We start from the raw sequence: 16,458 nt of genomic DNA, 5'->3' as shown, positions 1-16,458 counted from the left end.
AGGAGGCTGCCCGGGCCCCATCGGGCCCGACGTCTGACCCGGCACGATCGGGCCGGAGCGTTGTCCCGGCGTCATCCGGCCGGGCTGGTTCTGCTGCGCCGGCGACACCGGCGAAGAGGTCGCCTGCCGCGGCACCGCAGGGGACCGGCCTGCGCGACCGCCCGCGGGGCTCACCGGGCCGGGAGCGGGCGGAGCATCGTCACGCCAACCGCCGGCGGGGTGGGCGCCGCTGGCGTCCTGCCAGCCGGGCGCCGCCCGACCGGCGGGCGGCTGTATGGGACCGGAATGGGCCGCGGGGTGCGTGCCACTCGGCGACTGCCAGCCGGGCTGCGGGGGAGGAACCGCGCGGCCGGGCTGGCCCTGCGGCGGGACGGCGCGGCCAGGCTGGGCGGGACCACCGGCGAGACGACCGGGCTGGGCGGAACCACCAGCGGGACCACCAGGCTGGGCGGGACCACCGGCGAGACGGCCGGGCTGGGCCGGATCACCGGCGAGACGGCCGGGCTGGGCCGGATCACCAGCGGGACGGCCGGGCTGGGCCGGATCACCAGCGGGACGGCCGGGCTGGGCCGGATCACCAGCGGGACGGCCGGGCTGGGCCGGAGACGTGGGGGCCACGCCGGACGGGAAAGAGCCACTGGGCGACTGCCAGCCGGAGGCGGCGCCGCCGAAGGGGAGATCTTGGTCGTCGGGGTGGTCGTCGGGGCCGGGCGCCATGCGGCCGCTCTTGCTGGGGCGCGTCTCGCCGGCCAGGGTGCCGGGGCCGATCGCGCCGCGCTGCTGCTTGGCGGTGCGGAGGTCGTCGAGCCAGCCGGTCTCCTCCTGGGGCACCGCCTCGGGCACCTCCGGCTCGGGACGGCCTCGACCGAACCGGCGTCCCTTCCGGGAACCGGTGTCTTTGCGCAGGTCGGCCTCGTCGTCGGGCCGTTCGGCACCGCGCGAATTCACGGCTGTTCCTCTCCGGCGGTCTCGCCGCTGTCGTCTGCCCTGCCTGCGGCCTCGCCGGCCGCCTCTGTCCCATCCCCCGCCGGCGGCGTCGCCGACGGCTCGTCCTCGCTCGCCGTCGCTGCCAACGACGGCTTCCCCTCGCCCACCGTCGCTACCGGCGACGGCTTCCCCTCGCCCACCGTCGCTGCCGGCGACGGCTTCCCCTTGCCCACCGTCGCTGCCGGCGACGGCTCGTGCTCACCCACCGTCGCTGCCGGCGACGGCTCGTTCTCGCCCGCTGTCGCTACCGACGACGGCTTCCTGCTCGCCGCGGCCCGGGACCGCGACGCCTTCCTCCCCGCCGAAGTCTGCGGCTTCGACGGCGACCTGCCACCCGCCGCCACGGACGGCGACGACTCTTCACCAACCGTCACCGGCGAAACCGGTGACGACTCGTTCCCGGCCGGCGCCGGCAAGGCCGGCGACGGCTGCTCATCGGCCGCCACCGCGGCGGGCGATGACGGCTGACCTGCGGAAACCGCTGGCTGCGGCTCGGCGTCAGCACCGAACTCGGCCGCGGGAGGCGGCGTTGGCTCGGTGCTAACCGAAGAGCGTGACGCATCTGCGGCCGATCCACCACCCGCCGCGCGGTCGGGTGTGGGTGGCCCGGCGGTCGCGTCGGACCCCGCGGATGCGGGTGGCCGCGGCGGCGCGGCGAGCCCCCGGACGATGCGGCGCAGGCGTGGGACACGCTCGCTGACTGCGCGTTCGGCGCCGTGGTCGGTCGGCCGGTAGTACTCGGCGGTCGTCAGGTCGTCGGGGATGTACTGCTGGGTGACTACTCCGCGTGGATCGTCGTGCGGGTATCGGTAACCGCGACCGTGACCAAGACCACGTGCGCCGGGATAGTGGGCGTCGCGCAGCGGAGCGGGGACCGCGCCGCCCCGGCCGGCCCGCACGTCGGCCATCGCGGCGCCGAGGGCCGTGGTGACCGCGTTCGACTTGGGGGCGGTGGCCATGTGCACAACCGCCTGGGCCAGGTTGAGCTGGCACTCGGGCAGCCCGATGAGCTGCACGGCCTGGGCCGCCGCGCTGGCGACGACCAGGGCCTGCGGGTCGGCCATGCCCACGTCTTCGCTGGCGAAGATGACGATGCGCCGGGCGATGAAGCGCGGGTCTTCCCCGGCGACCAGCATGCGGGCCAGCCAGTGCAGCGCGGCGTCGGGGTCGCTGCCGCGCATGCTCTTGATGAAGGCGCTGATCACGTCGTAGTGGGCGTCGCCGTCGCGGTCGTAGCGCACGGCCGCGACGTCGACGGCCTTCTCGGCGGTCGCCAGGTCGATCTCGACGCTGCCCTGGGCCTGTGCCGTGGAGGCCGCGGCCTCGAGGGCGGTCAGCGCTTTGCGGACGTCGCCGGACGCCAGGCGTACGAGATGGTCTTCTGCTTCGGCGGAAAGCGTGACGGCGCCGCTCAGGCCGCGGGGATCGGTGAGCGCGCGGCGCACCAACTGGCGCACGTCGTCGTCGCCCAGCGCCTGCAGGGTCAGCAGCACGCAGCGGGAGAGCAAGGGCGAAATGATCGAGAAGTACGGGTTCTCGGTGGTCGCCGCGAGGAGCGTGACCGTGCGGTCCTCGACGGCGGCGAGCAGCGAGTCTTGCTGGGTCTTGCTGAAGCGGTGGACCTCGTCGATGAACAGGACCGTGGGCGGGCCGCCGCGGCGCCGCTCCTGGCGGGCCGTTTCGATCACCGCGCGCACGTCCTTGACGCCGGCCGAGAGCGCCGACATCGCGACGAACTTGCGGTCGGTGGCGGCGGCGACCAGGTGGGCGATGGTGGTCTTGCCGGTGCCGGGCGGGCCCCACAGGATCACCGACATCGGGCTGGAGCTGGTGACCAGCTGGCGCAGCGGGCTGCCGGGCGCGAGCAGATGCCCCTGGCCGACCAGCTCGTCGAGGCCGGCGGGGCGCATGCGGACGGGCAGCGGCGAATCGGCGGACGGTGGGGTGAAGGCGGCAGCCGACGACGCGACCTGAACGCCACCCGGCTGAGCCAGCGAGAAGAGCCCGTCCATTTCCATCGGCACCGACAGTACCGGCCCGCCCGGCGATGCCGGAAATGCACCAAGAGGGCGGGCCGGTGCGGAATCAGCCGCGGCCGGGGCGACGGCCGTAGAAGCGGCGGCCGGAGCCCGAGCCGGTGCGCGGGCCGCTGCCGATGCCGGCCAGGTAGAGCGAGATCAGCAGGAAGCCGATCGAGGCCATCGTCGGGAAGTTGAACAGGTCGGGAGCGCCGAGGTTCGTGTCGAGCAGGTCGAGCACGAGCCAGATACCGAAAACGATCGCAGCGGCGATAGCAAGCATGGGGATCCTCCGGGGGTAAGAGCCTTCTGGCCTGCGTTTACCCACCAGTGCGTGTTCGCCAAACTCCACCTTGGATCTATCCGAGCGCATTGACCGCCTTCGCGACCACCAGCGCGGCGGTGACGAGCGCTATCGCGGACTCGAGGGCCATGCCCGCCTTCGCGCCCCGGGTCATCGGCAGGGTGTCGGTCGGGCTGAACGCGGTCGCGTTGGTGAACGCGACATAGAGATAGTCGGCGAACTTCGGCTCCCAGTCCTTGTGCGCCATGTCAGGCGAGGTCATGGGAGGGAACAAGAAGTCCGGGTACGGGTCGGAGCCGGCCGCCCGTGCGACCGGGCCACCGCGGTCGAGCTCCCAGAACCAGACGGCGAACGTCAGCACGTTCATGAGGTAGATCCCGGCGCCGGTCGCCAGCAACTGGGCGGCGCTGCCGGTGTCGTAGCCGGTGGTGATGTCGCGGATCAGCATCGCCACCGAGTAGGCCGTGCCCAGGCTGGCCACGGCGATCAGCCCGAGCGCGAACATGCGCAGCGCCGGGGTGTCCTTCTTCATCCGGCCCGGGTCGGCCGCGACCAGGACGGCGACCAGCAGGACCTGGGCGCCGGGCAGCAGCCAGCGCGGGCCGGGGGTGAGACGGTCGGGCAGGAACCATTGCAGCGCGATCAGCGCCGCGATGGCCAGCGCGGCCGGCCAGCGGTGCTCGGCATCGGTGTGCCGTCGCCAGGCCGGCCGCGTGTCGTCCAAGAAACTAGTTGGAGTGCTCGACCGGGGCGGCCTGGCCGCCGGTGCCGGGCGCGCCGGCCGCGGCCTTGGGCTTGGCGTCGATGCCGGCCTCGAGGCGCTGCTGCGCGGTGATCGGCGTCGGGGCGTTGGTCAGCGGGTCGTAGCCGCCGCGGGTCTTCGGGAACGCGATGACCTCGCGGATCGACTCGTTGCCGGACAGCAGCATGCAGGTGCGGTCCCAGCCCAGGGCGATGCCGGCGTGCGGCGGCGGGCCGTACTTGAACGCCTCGAGCAGGAAGCCGAACTTGTCCTGCGCCTCCTCGGGTGTGATGCCGAGCAGGTCGAAGACCCGGCTCTGCACGTCGGCCCGATGGATACGGACGCTGCCGCCGCCGATCTCGTTGCCGTTCACGACGATGTCGTACGCGTAGGCCAGGGCCTGGTCGGGGGCTTCCTCGAACCGGTCGAGCCACTCGTTGTTGGGCGAGGTGAACGGGTGGTGGACCGCGGTCCAGCCGCCCTCCTCGGTCTTCTCGAACATCGGCGCGTCGACGACCCAGCAGAACGCCCAAGCGCTCTCGTCGATCAGGCCGGATCGCTTGGCGATCTCGATGCGGGCCGCGCCGAGCAGTTCCTGCGCCTCGCGCCGCTCGGAAGCCGCCGCGAAGAAGATCGCGTCACCCGGCTTCGCGCCGACCACGTCCGCCAACCCGGACAAGTGCTCATTCGACAGGTTTTTCGCAACGGGCCCTCGCGGCTCGCCCGTCTCGGCGTCCAGCACCACATAGGCGAGACCCCGGGCACCCCGGGCCTTGGCCCAGTCCTGCCACCCGTCCAGCTCCTTGCGCGTCTGGGCGGCCCCGCCCGGCATGACCACCGCGCCGACGTAGCCACCGGCCGCGATCGCGCCCGAGAAGACGCGGAACTCGGTGCCCGCGAGGTACGAGGTCAGTTCCACCAGCTCCACGCCGTAGCGCAGGTCGGGCTTGTCGGAGCCGTACCGGTTCATCGCGTCGGTCCAGGTGATCCGCGGGATCGGCAGCTGCACCTGGTAGTCGGCGAGCTCGCCCCACAGCCGGGAGACGATCTCTTCACCCAGCGCGATGATGTCGTCCTGCGTGACGAAGGACATCTCGATGTCGAGCTGGGTGAACTCGGGCTGCCGGTCGGCGCGGAAGTCCTCGTCGCGGTAGCAGCGGGCGATCTGGTAGTACCGCTCCATGCCGGCCACCATCAGCAGCTGCTTGAACAGCTGCGGGGACTGCGGCAGCGCGTACCAGGTGCCGGGCTGCAGGCGGACCGGAACCAGGAAGTCGCGGGCGCCCTCGGGGGTCGACCGGGTCAGCGTCGGCGTCTCGATCTCGTTGAAGTCGCGGGCGTGCAGCACCTCGCGGGCGATCTGGTTGGCGCGGCTGCGCAGGCGCAGCGCGTTCGCCGGGCCGGAGCGGCGCAGGTCGAGGTAGCGGTACTTGAGCCGGAGGTCGTCGGACGCGGTGATCGTGTCGTCGACCGGCAGCGGCAGCGGCGCCGCCTCGCTCAGCACGGTCAGCTCGCGGGCGACCACCTCGACGGCGCCGGTGACGAGCTCGGGGTTCTCGTTGCCCTCGGGGCGCGCCGCGACCTCGCCGGTGACGAGCACGCAGAACTCGTTGCGCAGCGCGTGCGCGTCTTCCTCGCGGAAGACGACCTGGACCACACCGGAGGCGTCACGGAGATCGACGAAGATGACCCCGCCGTGGTCGCGCCGGCGGGCCACCCACCCGGCGAGCGTCACCGTCGTGCCGGCGTCGCTCGCGCGCAGGCTGCCGGCGTCATGGGTACGGATCACGGGAACTCGTCTCCTCAACAAATGGACCAGGGGCGCAAGGGCCATTCTGTCAGGAGTCAACCCGTCACTTTCCAGGAGGTGGCCCGCATGCCGGCGGTGCCGGTGGTGCCCACGTCGGTGATCTCCACCAGCGACATCGAGGGCGGAATCGCGGCGGTCAGCACGCACAGCACCGCGCCCTTGCGCACCTGCACGCCACCGCCGGGACCGATCGGGGTGGTCCGGATCGCCCGCTGGCAGCCGTCCGCATCGGTGTCCGAGTCCTTCACCTGCGCGCCGGCCGCCGCGCCCGGCCCGAGCGTCAGCCGCGGCACGTCCTGCCCGCAACGGCTGTCGTAGCGCAGGTCGCTGACCTGCTCGTCGGCGTTGGCCCGCGGCTCGTCGAGGTCGACGAAGAGCACCGCCGAGCAGCCGACCTGCACGCGCAGCGGCTCCCGGGCGTAGGTGACGGAGAAGCCGGCGCTCCCCGGGGGCGCGGTGGCCCCGGCCGCGGCCGGCATGCTCATCGCGACCAGCCGGGCCAGGCTCACGGCCCGCCAGGCGGCGAGCACCGCGATCGACGAGGTGATCAGCGCGAAGACCGCGAAGACCACGCCGAGCGAAGCGATCCGGTCCCGGCGGACCCGGGATTTCCGGTCGTCGATACGCTCGGTGGGTCCGTCCGGGATGGCCTCGTCCCGAGGCCGCTGATTGATCGGGTACGGGCGGTCGGCCGGCACCTTGTTGACGTTGTTCGCGGCGCGGAAGACGGACATGGGGCGGCTCCGAATTTTGAGTTTTGTCCGGCAAAGGCGTAAACGGGACCATATATAGGTTCATCGCTCGATCCCATCCCCCGCCGAGGGGACTCACCTCTCCGGGGCACTCCGCCGTAGACTGCTCGGATGGCGTCGGAATCCCGCACGCTCGACCTGGTCGACCGTCAGATCCTCCACGCGCTCGGCATCGGCCCGCGTGCGCCGTTCGCCCGCCTCGCCGCCGTGCTCGGCATCTCGGAGCAGACCGTGGCCCGCCGCTATCAGCGGATGCGCGGGAGCGGCATCGTGCGGGTGACGGCCCGCCCCCAGGCGATCCGCCGGCCCAACGCGTCGTACTGGTCGCTGCGCATCGGCTGCCGGCCGGGCACCGCCACCACGCTCGCCGAGGCCCTCGCCCGGCGCCCCGACACCTCGTGGATCAGCATCGGCGGGGGCGGCGCCGAGATCACCTGCCAGATCGAGGTCGAGGGCGACCAGGCCGGGCTGCTGCACCACGTGCCCCGCGCGTCGAACGTGCTGACCTTCAACGCCCACCAGATGCTGCACCACTTCCCCGGCCGCGGCGAGTTCGACTGGATCCTCCCCGACAACGACGTCACGGCCGAGCAGCGGCAGTTCCTCGCCGAGCCGGCGGCGGCCCGGGGCGGCGACGCCCGGATCGAACGGGCCGACCTGCCGCTGGTGGAGGCGCTCGAGCGCGACGGCCGGGCCGGCTGGGCGGCGCTGGCCGAGGCGACCGGCTGGAGCCAGCGACAGGTCGCGCATCGGGTCGGCGAGTTGGTCGGCAGCGGCGCGATCTACTACCACCTCGACATCGCCGACACGCTGGTCGGGATGGCCTCGGCGGCCAGCCTGTGGTTCACCGTGGCGCCCGCGCACCTGGCATCGGTGGGCGCGCGGCTGGCCGACCACGCCGAGCTGGCCTTCGTGGCCGCGATGACCGGCAGCGCCAACCTGATGGGCGCTGCCCGGGCCGTCGACGCCGAGGCGCTGTACCGCTACATCACCACGAAGGTCGCGGCGATCGAGGGCATCCAGAACGTCGAGATCGTCCCGCACGTGACCCGCCTGAAGCAGTCCCACTCGCTCATCGTGGGGGGCCTGGTCAGAGAGCCACCCCGCTAACCGGCGCGGCGGGCGTACACCTCGATCTCGATCTTCATGCGGGGATCGGCAAGGCCGCACACCATCATGGTCGCGGCCGGGCGGACCTCGCCGAAGGTGCGGCGCAGCGCCGGCCAGCACGGCTCGAAATCGTCGCGGTCCGGGAGCAGATAACGCACGCGTACGACGTCGGCGAAGCCGCAACCCGCCTCCGCGAGCGCCGCGCCCACATTGCGCAGGCACTGCTCCGCCTGCTCGACCACGCCGTCGGCGATGGTCATCGCCGAGTAGTCGAAGCCGGTCGTGCCCGACACGTGCACCCAGTCGCCGTCGACCACGGCCCGGGCATAGCCGATCTGCTCTTCGAACGTCGAGCCACTCAGAATCGCGCGTCGCTCCGTCACGGCTCGAACCTAAGGGTTGGGCGCGCTACGTACATTCGAATTCGTGGACATCCGAGCGAGGGTCATCACTCTCTACCCGGTTTCTCCCCGGTCGGCGGGCTCTTCCGGCGTCGACCAGTCCGCGCTGCTCTTCGGGATCACGCCGCGCGACGGGCAGTCCGAGTTCGCTCCGTCGCCCTGGCGTCCGGTGATCACCGGGGTGCGGTCGTGGGATCCGGCCGACTACGGCGCGCCGCAAGCCGGCAGCGCCTACCGGGTGACCGGGGTGACCACGGCGGCGGCGCGGATGACCGGCGGCTTCGAGGTCGTGCTGCTGGACATCGCGGTGACCGGCGCGCTCGACGGCATCATCCAGGCCGAGCGGGACGCGTACGACCCGGCCGTCGAGATCAAACTCGGGCCGTCGCCCCTGGCGGCGGCGGTGCTCGGCGACTCCGCCTCCCTCGAGTACGCGGCGGACCGCCAGCAGATCCTGCTACTGCCCGGTGGGCCGGACGCCCTGTTCGCGCACGGCGATCCGGACGACCTGCCCGTGTCCCGGGCCGGCACGCTGCGCAAGCTGCTCATCAAGGACACCGACATCGGATACCGGCCGGGACAGATGGCGGTGCGCGTGCCGGCCGACATCAACGGGCCCGACCGGCAGGCCGTCTACGTCTGGGCGACGAACACCGTCGCCGAGGGCCTCGACCAGTACGGCGAGCTGGGCCGGCTGCGGGCGCTCGGCCTGGCGCTGTCGAACTGCCAGACGATCGCGGCGTCGATGGCGGCCCGCATCATCCGGGCCGCGGCGCTCACCGAGCTCGACACGCCCGCCCCCGCCTCCGACGAGCCCGCGGAGACCTTGCGGGACCGGGCCGAGCAGCGGATCCGGCGGGTGGCCCGGCTGCGGCACGAGCTCAATCGCGACGCCGAGACGCACGCCATCGGCGCGGCCGTCCTCGGTGGACGGCCGATGGTCAGCTACCACCGGGCGGTCGTCGCCGAATCGGAGCTGCCTACCCTGCTCGCCGCCACCCAGCACCTCCTCGAGCAGCTGGGCGCCTCGCTCGCGGTCGAGCAGCAGCTGCGCAGCGTGCAGGAGGCACGGGAGACGGCGGAACAGCAGCTGTCGGTGGCGCGCTCCACGCAGGGGCTGCTCAACCAGAGCGAGGCGCTCAAGTCGGCCAGCGTCATCTTCGCCTCGGTGGCGGCGGTGCTCGGCCTGGCCGGGCTGTTCGCCCAGACGGCGGCGATCCCGGGCGCGCAGGATGGCACGTACTTCGGGTCGCTGCCGGGCAGCGTGATCTTCGTCCTGGCCGTAGCGTTGTTCGCGGTGGTCGTCGGGATCGCCGTGCGGGTGGCGTCGCGGGTATCGGTGCCGGCCCGCTGGCGGCCGGCGGTCCGGGCGGCGCGGTGGACGCTGATCGCGGTGACGTCGCTGGGGATCCTCGCTGCGGCGTTCGGGGCTCTGGTGCCGGCCGGCGTGGTGGTCGCCGGCGTCGGGGCGGTGGCGCTGATCCTTCTGGTGGCGGCGGAGTTCGAGTTCGATCGGGGGTAGATCGTGCGGTTTCTCGGGGTGACGGTGGCCGTTGTTCTCATCGCCTTCGCGGGGGTCGCGCCCGCGCAGGCCCGCCCGCGCGACGCCATCCCGGTGATCTACGACAGCGACATGGACTTCGACGACGCGTCGACGCTCGCCTACCTCTGCGAGGAGGACAAGCTCGGGCGGATCGACCTGCGGGCGGTGACCGTGGCCGAGGACGGCTTCGGGGTGCCGTCGCGGACGCTGCGGCACGCGCACAGCGTGCTCACCCAGTGCGGGCTGCCGCAGGTGCCGATCGCGGCGGGCGCGGCGGGCGAGGGCGTGCATCCGGCGCCGGCCGAGCTGGTGGCGACGATCGAGACCGTGCTGAGCGGGGCGCTGGGCGACGGGGATCTGCCGCCGGTGGTCTCGCGGCTGACGGCGAGTGAGCTGATCGCACGCACGGCCCTGCGGTCGCCGCGGCCGGTCACGATCCTCGCCACCGGGCCGCTGACCAACGTGGCCGACGCGCTCGCCTCGCCGCGGGTGGCCGCACGGGTCGGACGCATCCAGCTGATGGGCGGCGCGCTGCACGTGCCGGGCAACCTGTACGGGTCGGCGCTGCCGGGCTACGACAACTCGCAGGAGTTCAACATGTGGATGGACCCGGTGTCGGCGCGGGACATGCTGCGACGCGCCCGGCCCGGGACGGTGCGGCTGGTGCCGCTGGACGCGACCGCGGCAGTGCCGATCACGCAGGAGTACGTCGCCCGGATCGGCGCGGACCAGCAGGGGGCGGGGGCGCGGCTGGTGTACCGGATCGCCACGCAGCCCGACCTCGCGGCGCTGATCGACCTCGGGATCATGTACTGGTGGGACGCCCTCGCGGCGGTATCGCTGGCCCACGACGACGGGTCGATCGCGACGTTCGGCCCCACGAGCATCGACATCGTGCTCGACGGCGTGCAGTCGGGCCGCACGGTCGTGACGCCGGCGGGCCACCGGGTGCGGGCTGCCGCCGGCGCGGACCGGGCGGCCTTCGAGCAACGCTTCCTGAATTCACTCAACGGCCGGCGGTGACCCCTGGCGCGATGGTCGCGCTATGGCCTCGAGTGGCAGGTGGCCGCGTGGTGCGGCGGGAACGGCCGCCGCGTGTTTCGGTAAGGCGCTGCCGCGTACGGAAAAATGGGCGTGGGAAAGCCGCCGCGGGTGACCAAGCGGCGGCTTTCCCGGTGATGCCCTACTTGAGGATGCGCTTGTCGGGGTGGAGCGAATTCGGCAGATCGATGGTGATCCACTCGTTGTTGTCGGCGACGCCGGCGGTGCGGCCGCTCGAGAACGGGAAGTTGTTGTCGTTCAGGACGGCGATGGTGTTCTCGTCGAGGATCACGACGTCCTCGATGGTCGGGAACGGGAAGGTGAACGTCGTGCCGAAACCGCCGAGGCGGCGCGGGTTCGCGATGTTCATGAGGTCGACCACGAGGGTCTTGTCCAAGAGACCGTCGCGGTTGCGGTCACGCTTGTCGGCCAGGTAGATGCGCTTGATGACGGCCGTGCTGCCCTGGCCGCCGTCCCGCTCGATCACCAGGAAACGATTCTCGTCGACGGCGATGGCGTCACCGATCGCCAGGCTGGGGTCGCCGAGCTGGTAGACGTAGCGCTTGCCGGTGTACGCCTTCTTGCGCTTGTCGAACTCGTTGAAGCGCAACTGTCCGGGGATGTCGCCGTTGACGGTGCCCTCGAGCAGGCCGTACAGGTAGCGGCCGTCCGGGGTGGCGGCGAGACCCTCGAAGCCCTTGCTGCTGTTGGTGGTGGCCGGGACGCCGAGGCGGGCGGCCGACTCGGGGGCGATCACGCCGTCGAGCGGGATCGGCGCGTCGAGGAGCCGGCCGCCGCGGTCGAAGTGCAGCAGGTACGGGCCGAACTCGTCACCGATCCAGTAGGTGCCGTCCCAGCCGCGGGTGATCGACTCGACGTCGAAGTCGCTGCCGGTGAGGACGCGGTCGGCGCGGGTCAGCGGCCAGGAGACCTTGCTGTCCGGGTCGCTGAGCGTGATGCCGCCGACGACGTCGACCGTGCCGGTGGCGAACGCGGGGGCGAGGCGCTGGATGCGCAGGAGGAAGTCGCCGGAGTTCGCCTGGTTGCCGTAGCCGTTGTCGGAGAGGACGTCGTAGCTGCCGTCGCCGTTGTCGAGGATGCCGGAGAAGCCCTGGATCGGCTGGTCGGCGAACGGAACGGCGTGGCCGTTGGTGTTGCCGGTGGCCTTGGCGCCGGAGGGCTCGCTGCCGAGGACGAACGTGGCGGCCGGTAGGGACGCGAAGGCTGTCAAGGTCGGGGTTTTGACCTTGTCATGGGTGGTGGCCGTGGAGGGGGTGCCGGCCAGCGTGAGGGTCAGCGTGACGGCGCCGGCCATCGCAAGGCCGGATTTGATCTTTGCCATGGGACGGGACGGTAGGCAGGGCGGGTGAACCTGGATCGACTGCGGCCGAAACAAGGCTTGTCTATTGCGGACTGGTCTTTTAGGACCTTGGGGCGCTGCCCCAAACCCCGGCCATCGCTCGGAGACCCGCCTCGCGGTATTGGTTGCGGTGGTGGGTGGCTTTGCAAGCCGAAAGGCACGCCACTCGGCGGGCCGGGGCCGGTCTTAAACCCCCACGGCTTCACGAACAGACGGCTCCGGCGCGGAAACCGGCCGGACCAGAACGAAGACCGCCAGCGCACAAATCAGCCCGATCACCCCGCTGATGACGAACCCGGCGTCCAGACCGGCCGCTGCCGCCCCGTGGATCGCCGACGACGGCACCGAGCCGGCCAGCCGACCGGCCTGACCAGCAGCCAGCGCGTGCGCAGCCGACGACGAGCCGAGATGGTCGGCGGCGCGGGAGGCGAAGACCGTGCCCAACACCGCGATGCCGATCGCGAAGCCCAGCTGGCGGGCGGTGCTCAGCGCCCCGGCCGCCATGCCGCCGCGCTGGTGGGGCACCGCGGCCATCGCCGACGACGCCAGGGCGGGCATGACCAGGCCGACGCCGAGGCCGATCACGGCGTAGCCGGGTAGCAGCGCGGGCCACTCGGACGCCGGGCCGACCAGCAGGGCCAGCAGCAGGCTGCCGGCGCCGATCAGCACCATGCCGCCGGTGATGATCAGGCGCGGGGACTTGCCGTGCAGGCGGGCGCCGGCGAAGCCGGAGGCCAGCATCGCGGCGACCGACATGGGAAGGCCGACCAGGCCGGCTCGCAGTGGGGACAGGCCGGTCACCGACTGCAGCCAGATCGACGTGTACGTGAAGGCCGCGAACGCCGCGAAGTTGACCAGCAGGCCGGCGGTGAGGATGCCGGTGAACGAGCGGTTGCGCAGCAGGCGCAGGTCGAACATCGGGTCGGCGGAGCGCCATTCGATCAGGCCGAAGGCGGCGAGGGAAACGGCGGAGACGGCGAGCAGGCCCCAGGTCTTGATCGAGGACCAGCCCTCGTCGTTGGCGCGGATCACGGCGAAGGTGAGCGTGCCGGCGGCGAGCGTGAAGGTCGCCGTGCCCCACAGGTCGAAGCGGCCCGGGAGACGGGCGCCGTCGCGGCGGAGCGTGGTGAAGCACATGATCACGGCGGCGACGCAGATCGGCAGGTTGACCAGGAAGATCCAGCGCCAGCTGAACGCCTCGGTGAGCAGTCCGCCCAGGATCGGGCCGACCGCGGTGGCGGCGCCGGAGACGCCACCCCACACGCCGTACGCGACGCCGCGGTCGCGCCCCTGGTACGAGCTGTTGAGAAGGGCGAACGTGGTGGTGAACATGGCGGCGGCGCCGGCGCCCTGCACGACCCGGGCGGTTACCAGCAGCGCCGGGTTGGCGGCGAGGCCGCAGGCCAGTGAGGCGAGCGCGAACACGATCAGGCCGCCGACGTAGAAGCGGCGGTGCCCGTGCGTGTCGCTGAGGGCGCCCGCGCCGAGCAGGAGCACGCCGAGCGCGAGGGCGTAGCCGTCGACCACCCACTGCAGCGAGCTGAACGAGGTGCTCAGGTCGGTGGCCATCTGCGGCAGCGCCACGTTCACGATGGTCACGTCGATGAGCAGCATGAAGGTGCCGAGACACACGGTCACCAACGGCCACCATTTGCGCATGGTCTTACTTCCTTCGCGGCTCCGGAGCTGTTTGCGGCTCCCACGATCGGCCCGCACCGGCCCGTTCACCCAGCCGGCGGCGAGAATCGAGCGGTTTCCGCCGCCCGTCATGAAGGGACGACGGAATCTGCCATGCCGTCAGGCCTGACGGTCAGGATCCGCCATCGACGAACCAGCCGTCCCGCAGCACCGGGACGACCTTGCTGACGCCGATCGCCGAGGCCACCGCCACGTCGCCGGCGAAGCCGAAACCGCGCAGCTCACGGCCGCTGACCGACTCGCGCAGGGCATCGCCGGCGCCCTCGGCGACGCCGCGCCACGCCCACAACGCCGCGCCCGCCTCGGGCGAGAAGCCCTCGGCCGGGAAAGAGCCCTCGGCGAGCCCGTCGAGGAACGCTCCGGCCCCGAGCAGGTCTTCGATCGCGGGCCGCAGCGAGCCGTCGGGCCACCGCTCCCCCGACGCGACCACGCCGATCGGCCGGTCGCCGGCCCGCTCGCGCACCCACGCCGCCGCGGCCGCCGCGTTGCGCAGCGACACCCCGATCACGGTCACCCCGGCGTCGGCGAGCCGCACCGAGATGGCCGAGCCGTTCGGTGACGGCAGCACGAGCCGGTCGATGCCGTCGGCCCGCAGGTTGGCGTGCAGGATGCTCTCGGGCGAAAGGGTGACCTGGCCGGGGCCGGCCTCCTTGCGCAGGACCGCGAGCATCGCGCCGTGCCGGTGGGCCACGGCGACCGCCGAGTCGTCGCGCCAGCGGTAGGGCAGCACGTGCAGGCCCTGCTCGACCGCCACGGTCAGCGTCGTGGTGAAGGAGAGGACGTCGACGACGGCGACGAACGCCGCTCCGGGCGAGACCGCGTCGGCGCCGACCGGACCCCAGTCGAAACGCACGCGGTACCCGCCCTGCCCGTCAGCGAGGCTCATGTTCCTCACTCTAGGTGAAGACATCGTCACGGATGAATCTCAGGGTGGGCCGCCGACCTCTTTCAGATCGAAGCGCCAGTCGTTGCAGCGGATCGGATGGCCCTTCGGGTACTCGAAATCGCACTCGCCGAGCAGCTCGAAGCCGGCCTTGCGGCAGATGGCGTTGGAGGCGGCGTTGTCGACCTTGGGGTACGCGTGCGCGAACCGCCGGCGGCCCTCGGCGGCGGCCAGGCCGATCGCCGCGATGGTGGCGCCCACCGCGAGGCCGCGGCCCTGGAAGCCGGGCAGCACCTTCCAGCCCATCTCGAAGACGGTCTGGCCGAGCCACTCCTTCTCCCAGTACCCCACCGAGCCGACCGGATCTTCACAGTCGTCGACCATGATGAGGTAGAAACCGGTCGTGCCGTCGCGAACCCCGTCGAGGATGCGTTTGTGGCGCGACATGATCGATTCCTCCGACTCGACACCGCCGAGGAAGGCCTGCATCTCGGGGGTGTTGGCGCGGCGTTCCAACGCCGGGCCTCGCTTGTCCCACGGCTCGAGCCAGAAGTTCGTCATGGGGTCATGCTCTCGCAGGGGTACGACAAGTTCCCAGTCGTCAGAAGAACGTCTGGAGCACGTCGACCACGCGATGGTCATCGTCCATCACCGGGAGGTGCCGCCACTTGTCGAAGGCGGTGCACGGGTGCGAGATCCCGAAGCGGACCAGGTCGCCGGGGACCAGGCCGTCGGCCGCCAGATAGGTGTGGTGATCGTTCAACTTGGTCACCGAGGCGGTCACCGCGAGCGGCTTGCCGTCCCGGTGGACCTCCATGGGCACCGGGAGGCCCTCGTCGAACGGCGCGTCGCGCTTGCCCATCCCGGCGATCGCCAGCCCCGGTTCCGGTGTGGACAGAACCTGCGCCCAGATCTCCAGCGCGGCGGTCAGTGGCCCCTCCGCGGGAACGCGGCGGAACGGCGTACGCAATCGGTAGAAACCGTCGTCGTGCGTGACCGACGCGCCGCTCCTCAAGATCAGGCGCACGTCGCGCGGCAGCGCGGCGAGCCGAGCCACCACCCGGTCGAACCAGGCACTGCCACCCGCCGACACCAGCGAGAACGCGATCCCCCCGGCCCGCAGCCGGGAAACCCCGGCCACGAGCAGGTCGAGGAATTCGTCCACCTCGTGCTGGGTGGTCAATTGACCCTCGTACGCGGTCACGCCGACGAGTTCCAGCCGTTGCGCGTCCCGCGCCGCGCGCGCCACCACTTCAAGATCCTCAAGGGTACGGGCGCCGGTGCGCCCACCAGCATGGCCGAGCTCGACGAACACGCGCAGACGGCCCTCGGGCACCGCCGCCGCGGCCGCCACGCCGGCCGGCGAATCGACCTGGAAGTAGATGTCCTCCTGGGTGGCGAGCCAGCGCAGCGCCGTCGGGTCGAGCACCTCGTTGGCGATGAAGATGCGGCCCACGCCGAGGCGGCGCAGCACGAGCGCCTGGCTGGGGGTGGCGACCGTCATCCCCCACGCGCCGGCGTCGAGCTGCGCCGCGATCAGGCCCGGCGCCATCGTGGTCTTGGCGTGCGGGGCGAAGTCGAGATCGTGCCGCTCGGCGTACGCGGCCATGGTTGCGATGTTCGCCATCACGGCCTCGCGGCGCACCGCCATGACCGGCCAGGTGAAGCCGCCGCCGAACAGGCTCGGCTTCTCCTTGGCGTAGTCGGATGCGGTCCGTTCCCCGTCCGGGACGAAGAATCCCTTGCTGCGCCAGTCGACCCGCGGCTCCGGCACGTCCACGTCTGCCCCCTCGTTCGGCCTCTACCGCC

Annotated in this window: 14 protein-coding genes and 1 pseudogene; 3 read left to right on the top strand and 12 right to left on the bottom strand. The window is 72.0% G+C overall.

Going from position 1 to position 16,458, the window contains the following annotated elements:
- Positions 1-170: 170 nt before the first annotated feature.
- The 6 genes and pseudogenes from ACIA5D_RS22260 to ACIA5D_RS22235 form a co-directional block, all read right to left on the bottom strand.
- The gene (locus tag ACIA5D_RS22260) at positions 171-578 is read right to left on the bottom strand and encodes a hypothetical protein (RefSeq protein WP_396032053.1); all 408 of its coding nucleotides are present in this window, start codon (positions 576-578) and stop codon (positions 171-173) included.
- 963 nt (positions 579-1,541) lie between these two features.
- Positions 1,542-3,005 (bottom strand): annotated as a pseudogene (locus ACIA5D_RS22255) (replication-associated recombination protein A); the annotation flags it as partial.
- Positions 3,006-3,072: 67 nt separating this feature from the next.
- The gene (locus tag ACIA5D_RS22250; protein WP_396032052.1) at positions 3,073-3,288 is read right to left on the bottom strand and encodes a hypothetical protein; all 216 of its coding nucleotides are present in this window, start codon (positions 3,286-3,288) and stop codon (positions 3,073-3,075) included.
- Between the two features lie 76 nt (positions 3,289-3,364).
- Positions 3,365-4,033 carry a hypothetical protein gene (locus ACIA5D_RS22245; RefSeq protein WP_396032051.1) on the bottom strand — a complete coding sequence of 223 codons (669 nt, stop codon included), beginning with the start codon at positions 4,031-4,033 and terminating at the stop codon, positions 3,365-3,367.
- 4 nt (positions 4,034-4,037) lie between these two features.
- The gene (gene aspS, locus ACIA5D_RS22240; RefSeq protein ID WP_396032050.1) at positions 4,038-5,840 is read right to left on the bottom strand and encodes an aspartate--tRNA ligase; all 1,803 of its coding nucleotides are present in this window, start codon (positions 5,838-5,840) and stop codon (positions 4,038-4,040) included.
- Between the two features lie 56 nt (positions 5,841-5,896).
- Positions 5,897-6,595 (bottom strand): hypothetical protein, encoded by a 699-nt coding sequence (locus ACIA5D_RS22235; protein ID WP_396032049.1) that lies wholly within the window; start codon positions 6,593-6,595, stop codon positions 5,897-5,899.
- A 129-nt stretch (positions 6,596-6,724) separates the two neighbouring features.
- Here ACIA5D_RS22235 and ACIA5D_RS22230 point away from each other — a divergent pair, with 129 nt between their 5' ends.
- Positions 6,725-7,723 (top strand): Lrp/AsnC family transcriptional regulator, encoded by a 999-nt coding sequence (locus ACIA5D_RS22230; protein WP_396032048.1) that lies wholly within the window; start codon positions 6,725-6,727, stop codon positions 7,721-7,723.
- Here the strand turns inward: ACIA5D_RS22230 and ACIA5D_RS22225 are convergent.
- Complete coding sequence (locus ACIA5D_RS22225; protein ID WP_396032047.1) at positions 7,720-8,106, bottom strand: RidA family protein; 387 nt, start codon at positions 8,104-8,106, stop codon at positions 7,720-7,722. The two genes, ACIA5D_RS22230 and ACIA5D_RS22225, sit on opposite strands and share 4 nt — an antisense overlap.
- Positions 8,107-8,149: 43 nt before the next feature.
- Here ACIA5D_RS22225 and ACIA5D_RS22220 point away from each other — a divergent pair, with 43 nt between their 5' ends.
- Together ACIA5D_RS22220 and ACIA5D_RS22215 are read left to right on the top strand one after the other, a co-directional pair.
- The gene (locus ACIA5D_RS22220; RefSeq protein WP_396032046.1) at positions 8,150-9,646 is read left to right on the top strand and encodes a hypothetical protein; all 1,497 of its coding nucleotides are present in this window, start codon (positions 8,150-8,152) and stop codon (positions 9,644-9,646) included.
- 3 nt (positions 9,647-9,649) lie between these two features.
- Positions 9,650-10,690 (top strand): nucleoside hydrolase, encoded by a 1,041-nt coding sequence (locus ACIA5D_RS22215; RefSeq protein WP_396032045.1) that lies wholly within the window; start codon positions 9,650-9,652, stop codon positions 10,688-10,690.
- 160 nt (positions 10,691-10,850) lie between these two features.
- Here ACIA5D_RS22215 and ACIA5D_RS22210 read toward each other — a convergent pair whose 3' ends face one another.
- From ACIA5D_RS22210 to ACIA5D_RS22190, 5 genes are all read right to left on the bottom strand, one after another.
- Positions 10,851-12,050 carry an esterase-like activity of phytase family protein gene (locus ACIA5D_RS22210; RefSeq protein ID WP_396032044.1) on the bottom strand — a complete coding sequence of 400 codons (1,200 nt, stop codon included), beginning with the start codon at positions 12,048-12,050 and terminating at the stop codon, positions 10,851-10,853.
- 204 nt (positions 12,051-12,254) lie between these two features.
- Entirely contained in the window at positions 12,255-13,727 is a 1,473-nt protein-coding gene (locus ACIA5D_RS22205; protein ID WP_396032043.1) for a DHA2 family efflux MFS transporter permease subunit, read from the bottom strand.
- A 151-nt stretch (positions 13,728-13,878) separates the two neighbouring features.
- Entirely contained in the window at positions 13,879-14,652 is a 774-nt protein-coding gene (locus ACIA5D_RS22200) for a 2-phosphosulfolactate phosphatase (RefSeq protein WP_396032042.1), read from the bottom strand.
- Positions 14,653-14,691: 39 nt separating this feature from the next.
- On the bottom strand, positions 14,692-15,210 hold the full coding sequence (locus tag ACIA5D_RS22195) for a GNAT family N-acetyltransferase (RefSeq protein ID WP_396032041.1): 519 nt from the start codon (positions 15,208-15,210) through the stop codon (positions 14,692-14,694).
- A 40-nt stretch (positions 15,211-15,250) separates the two neighbouring features.
- A complete protein-coding gene (locus tag ACIA5D_RS22190) occupies positions 15,251-16,429 on the bottom strand; it encodes an alanine racemase (protein WP_396032040.1) in 1,179 nt (392 codons plus the stop codon).
- Positions 16,430-16,458: the final 29 nt, after the last annotated feature.

Source organism: Actinoplanes sp. NPDC051513 (assembly GCF_044454685.1).
In the GTDB taxonomy this organism is placed as follows: domain Bacteria; phylum Actinomycetota; class Actinomycetes; order Mycobacteriales; family Micromonosporaceae; genus Actinoplanes.
This window is presented reverse-complemented; position numbering and strand designations above follow the sequence as displayed.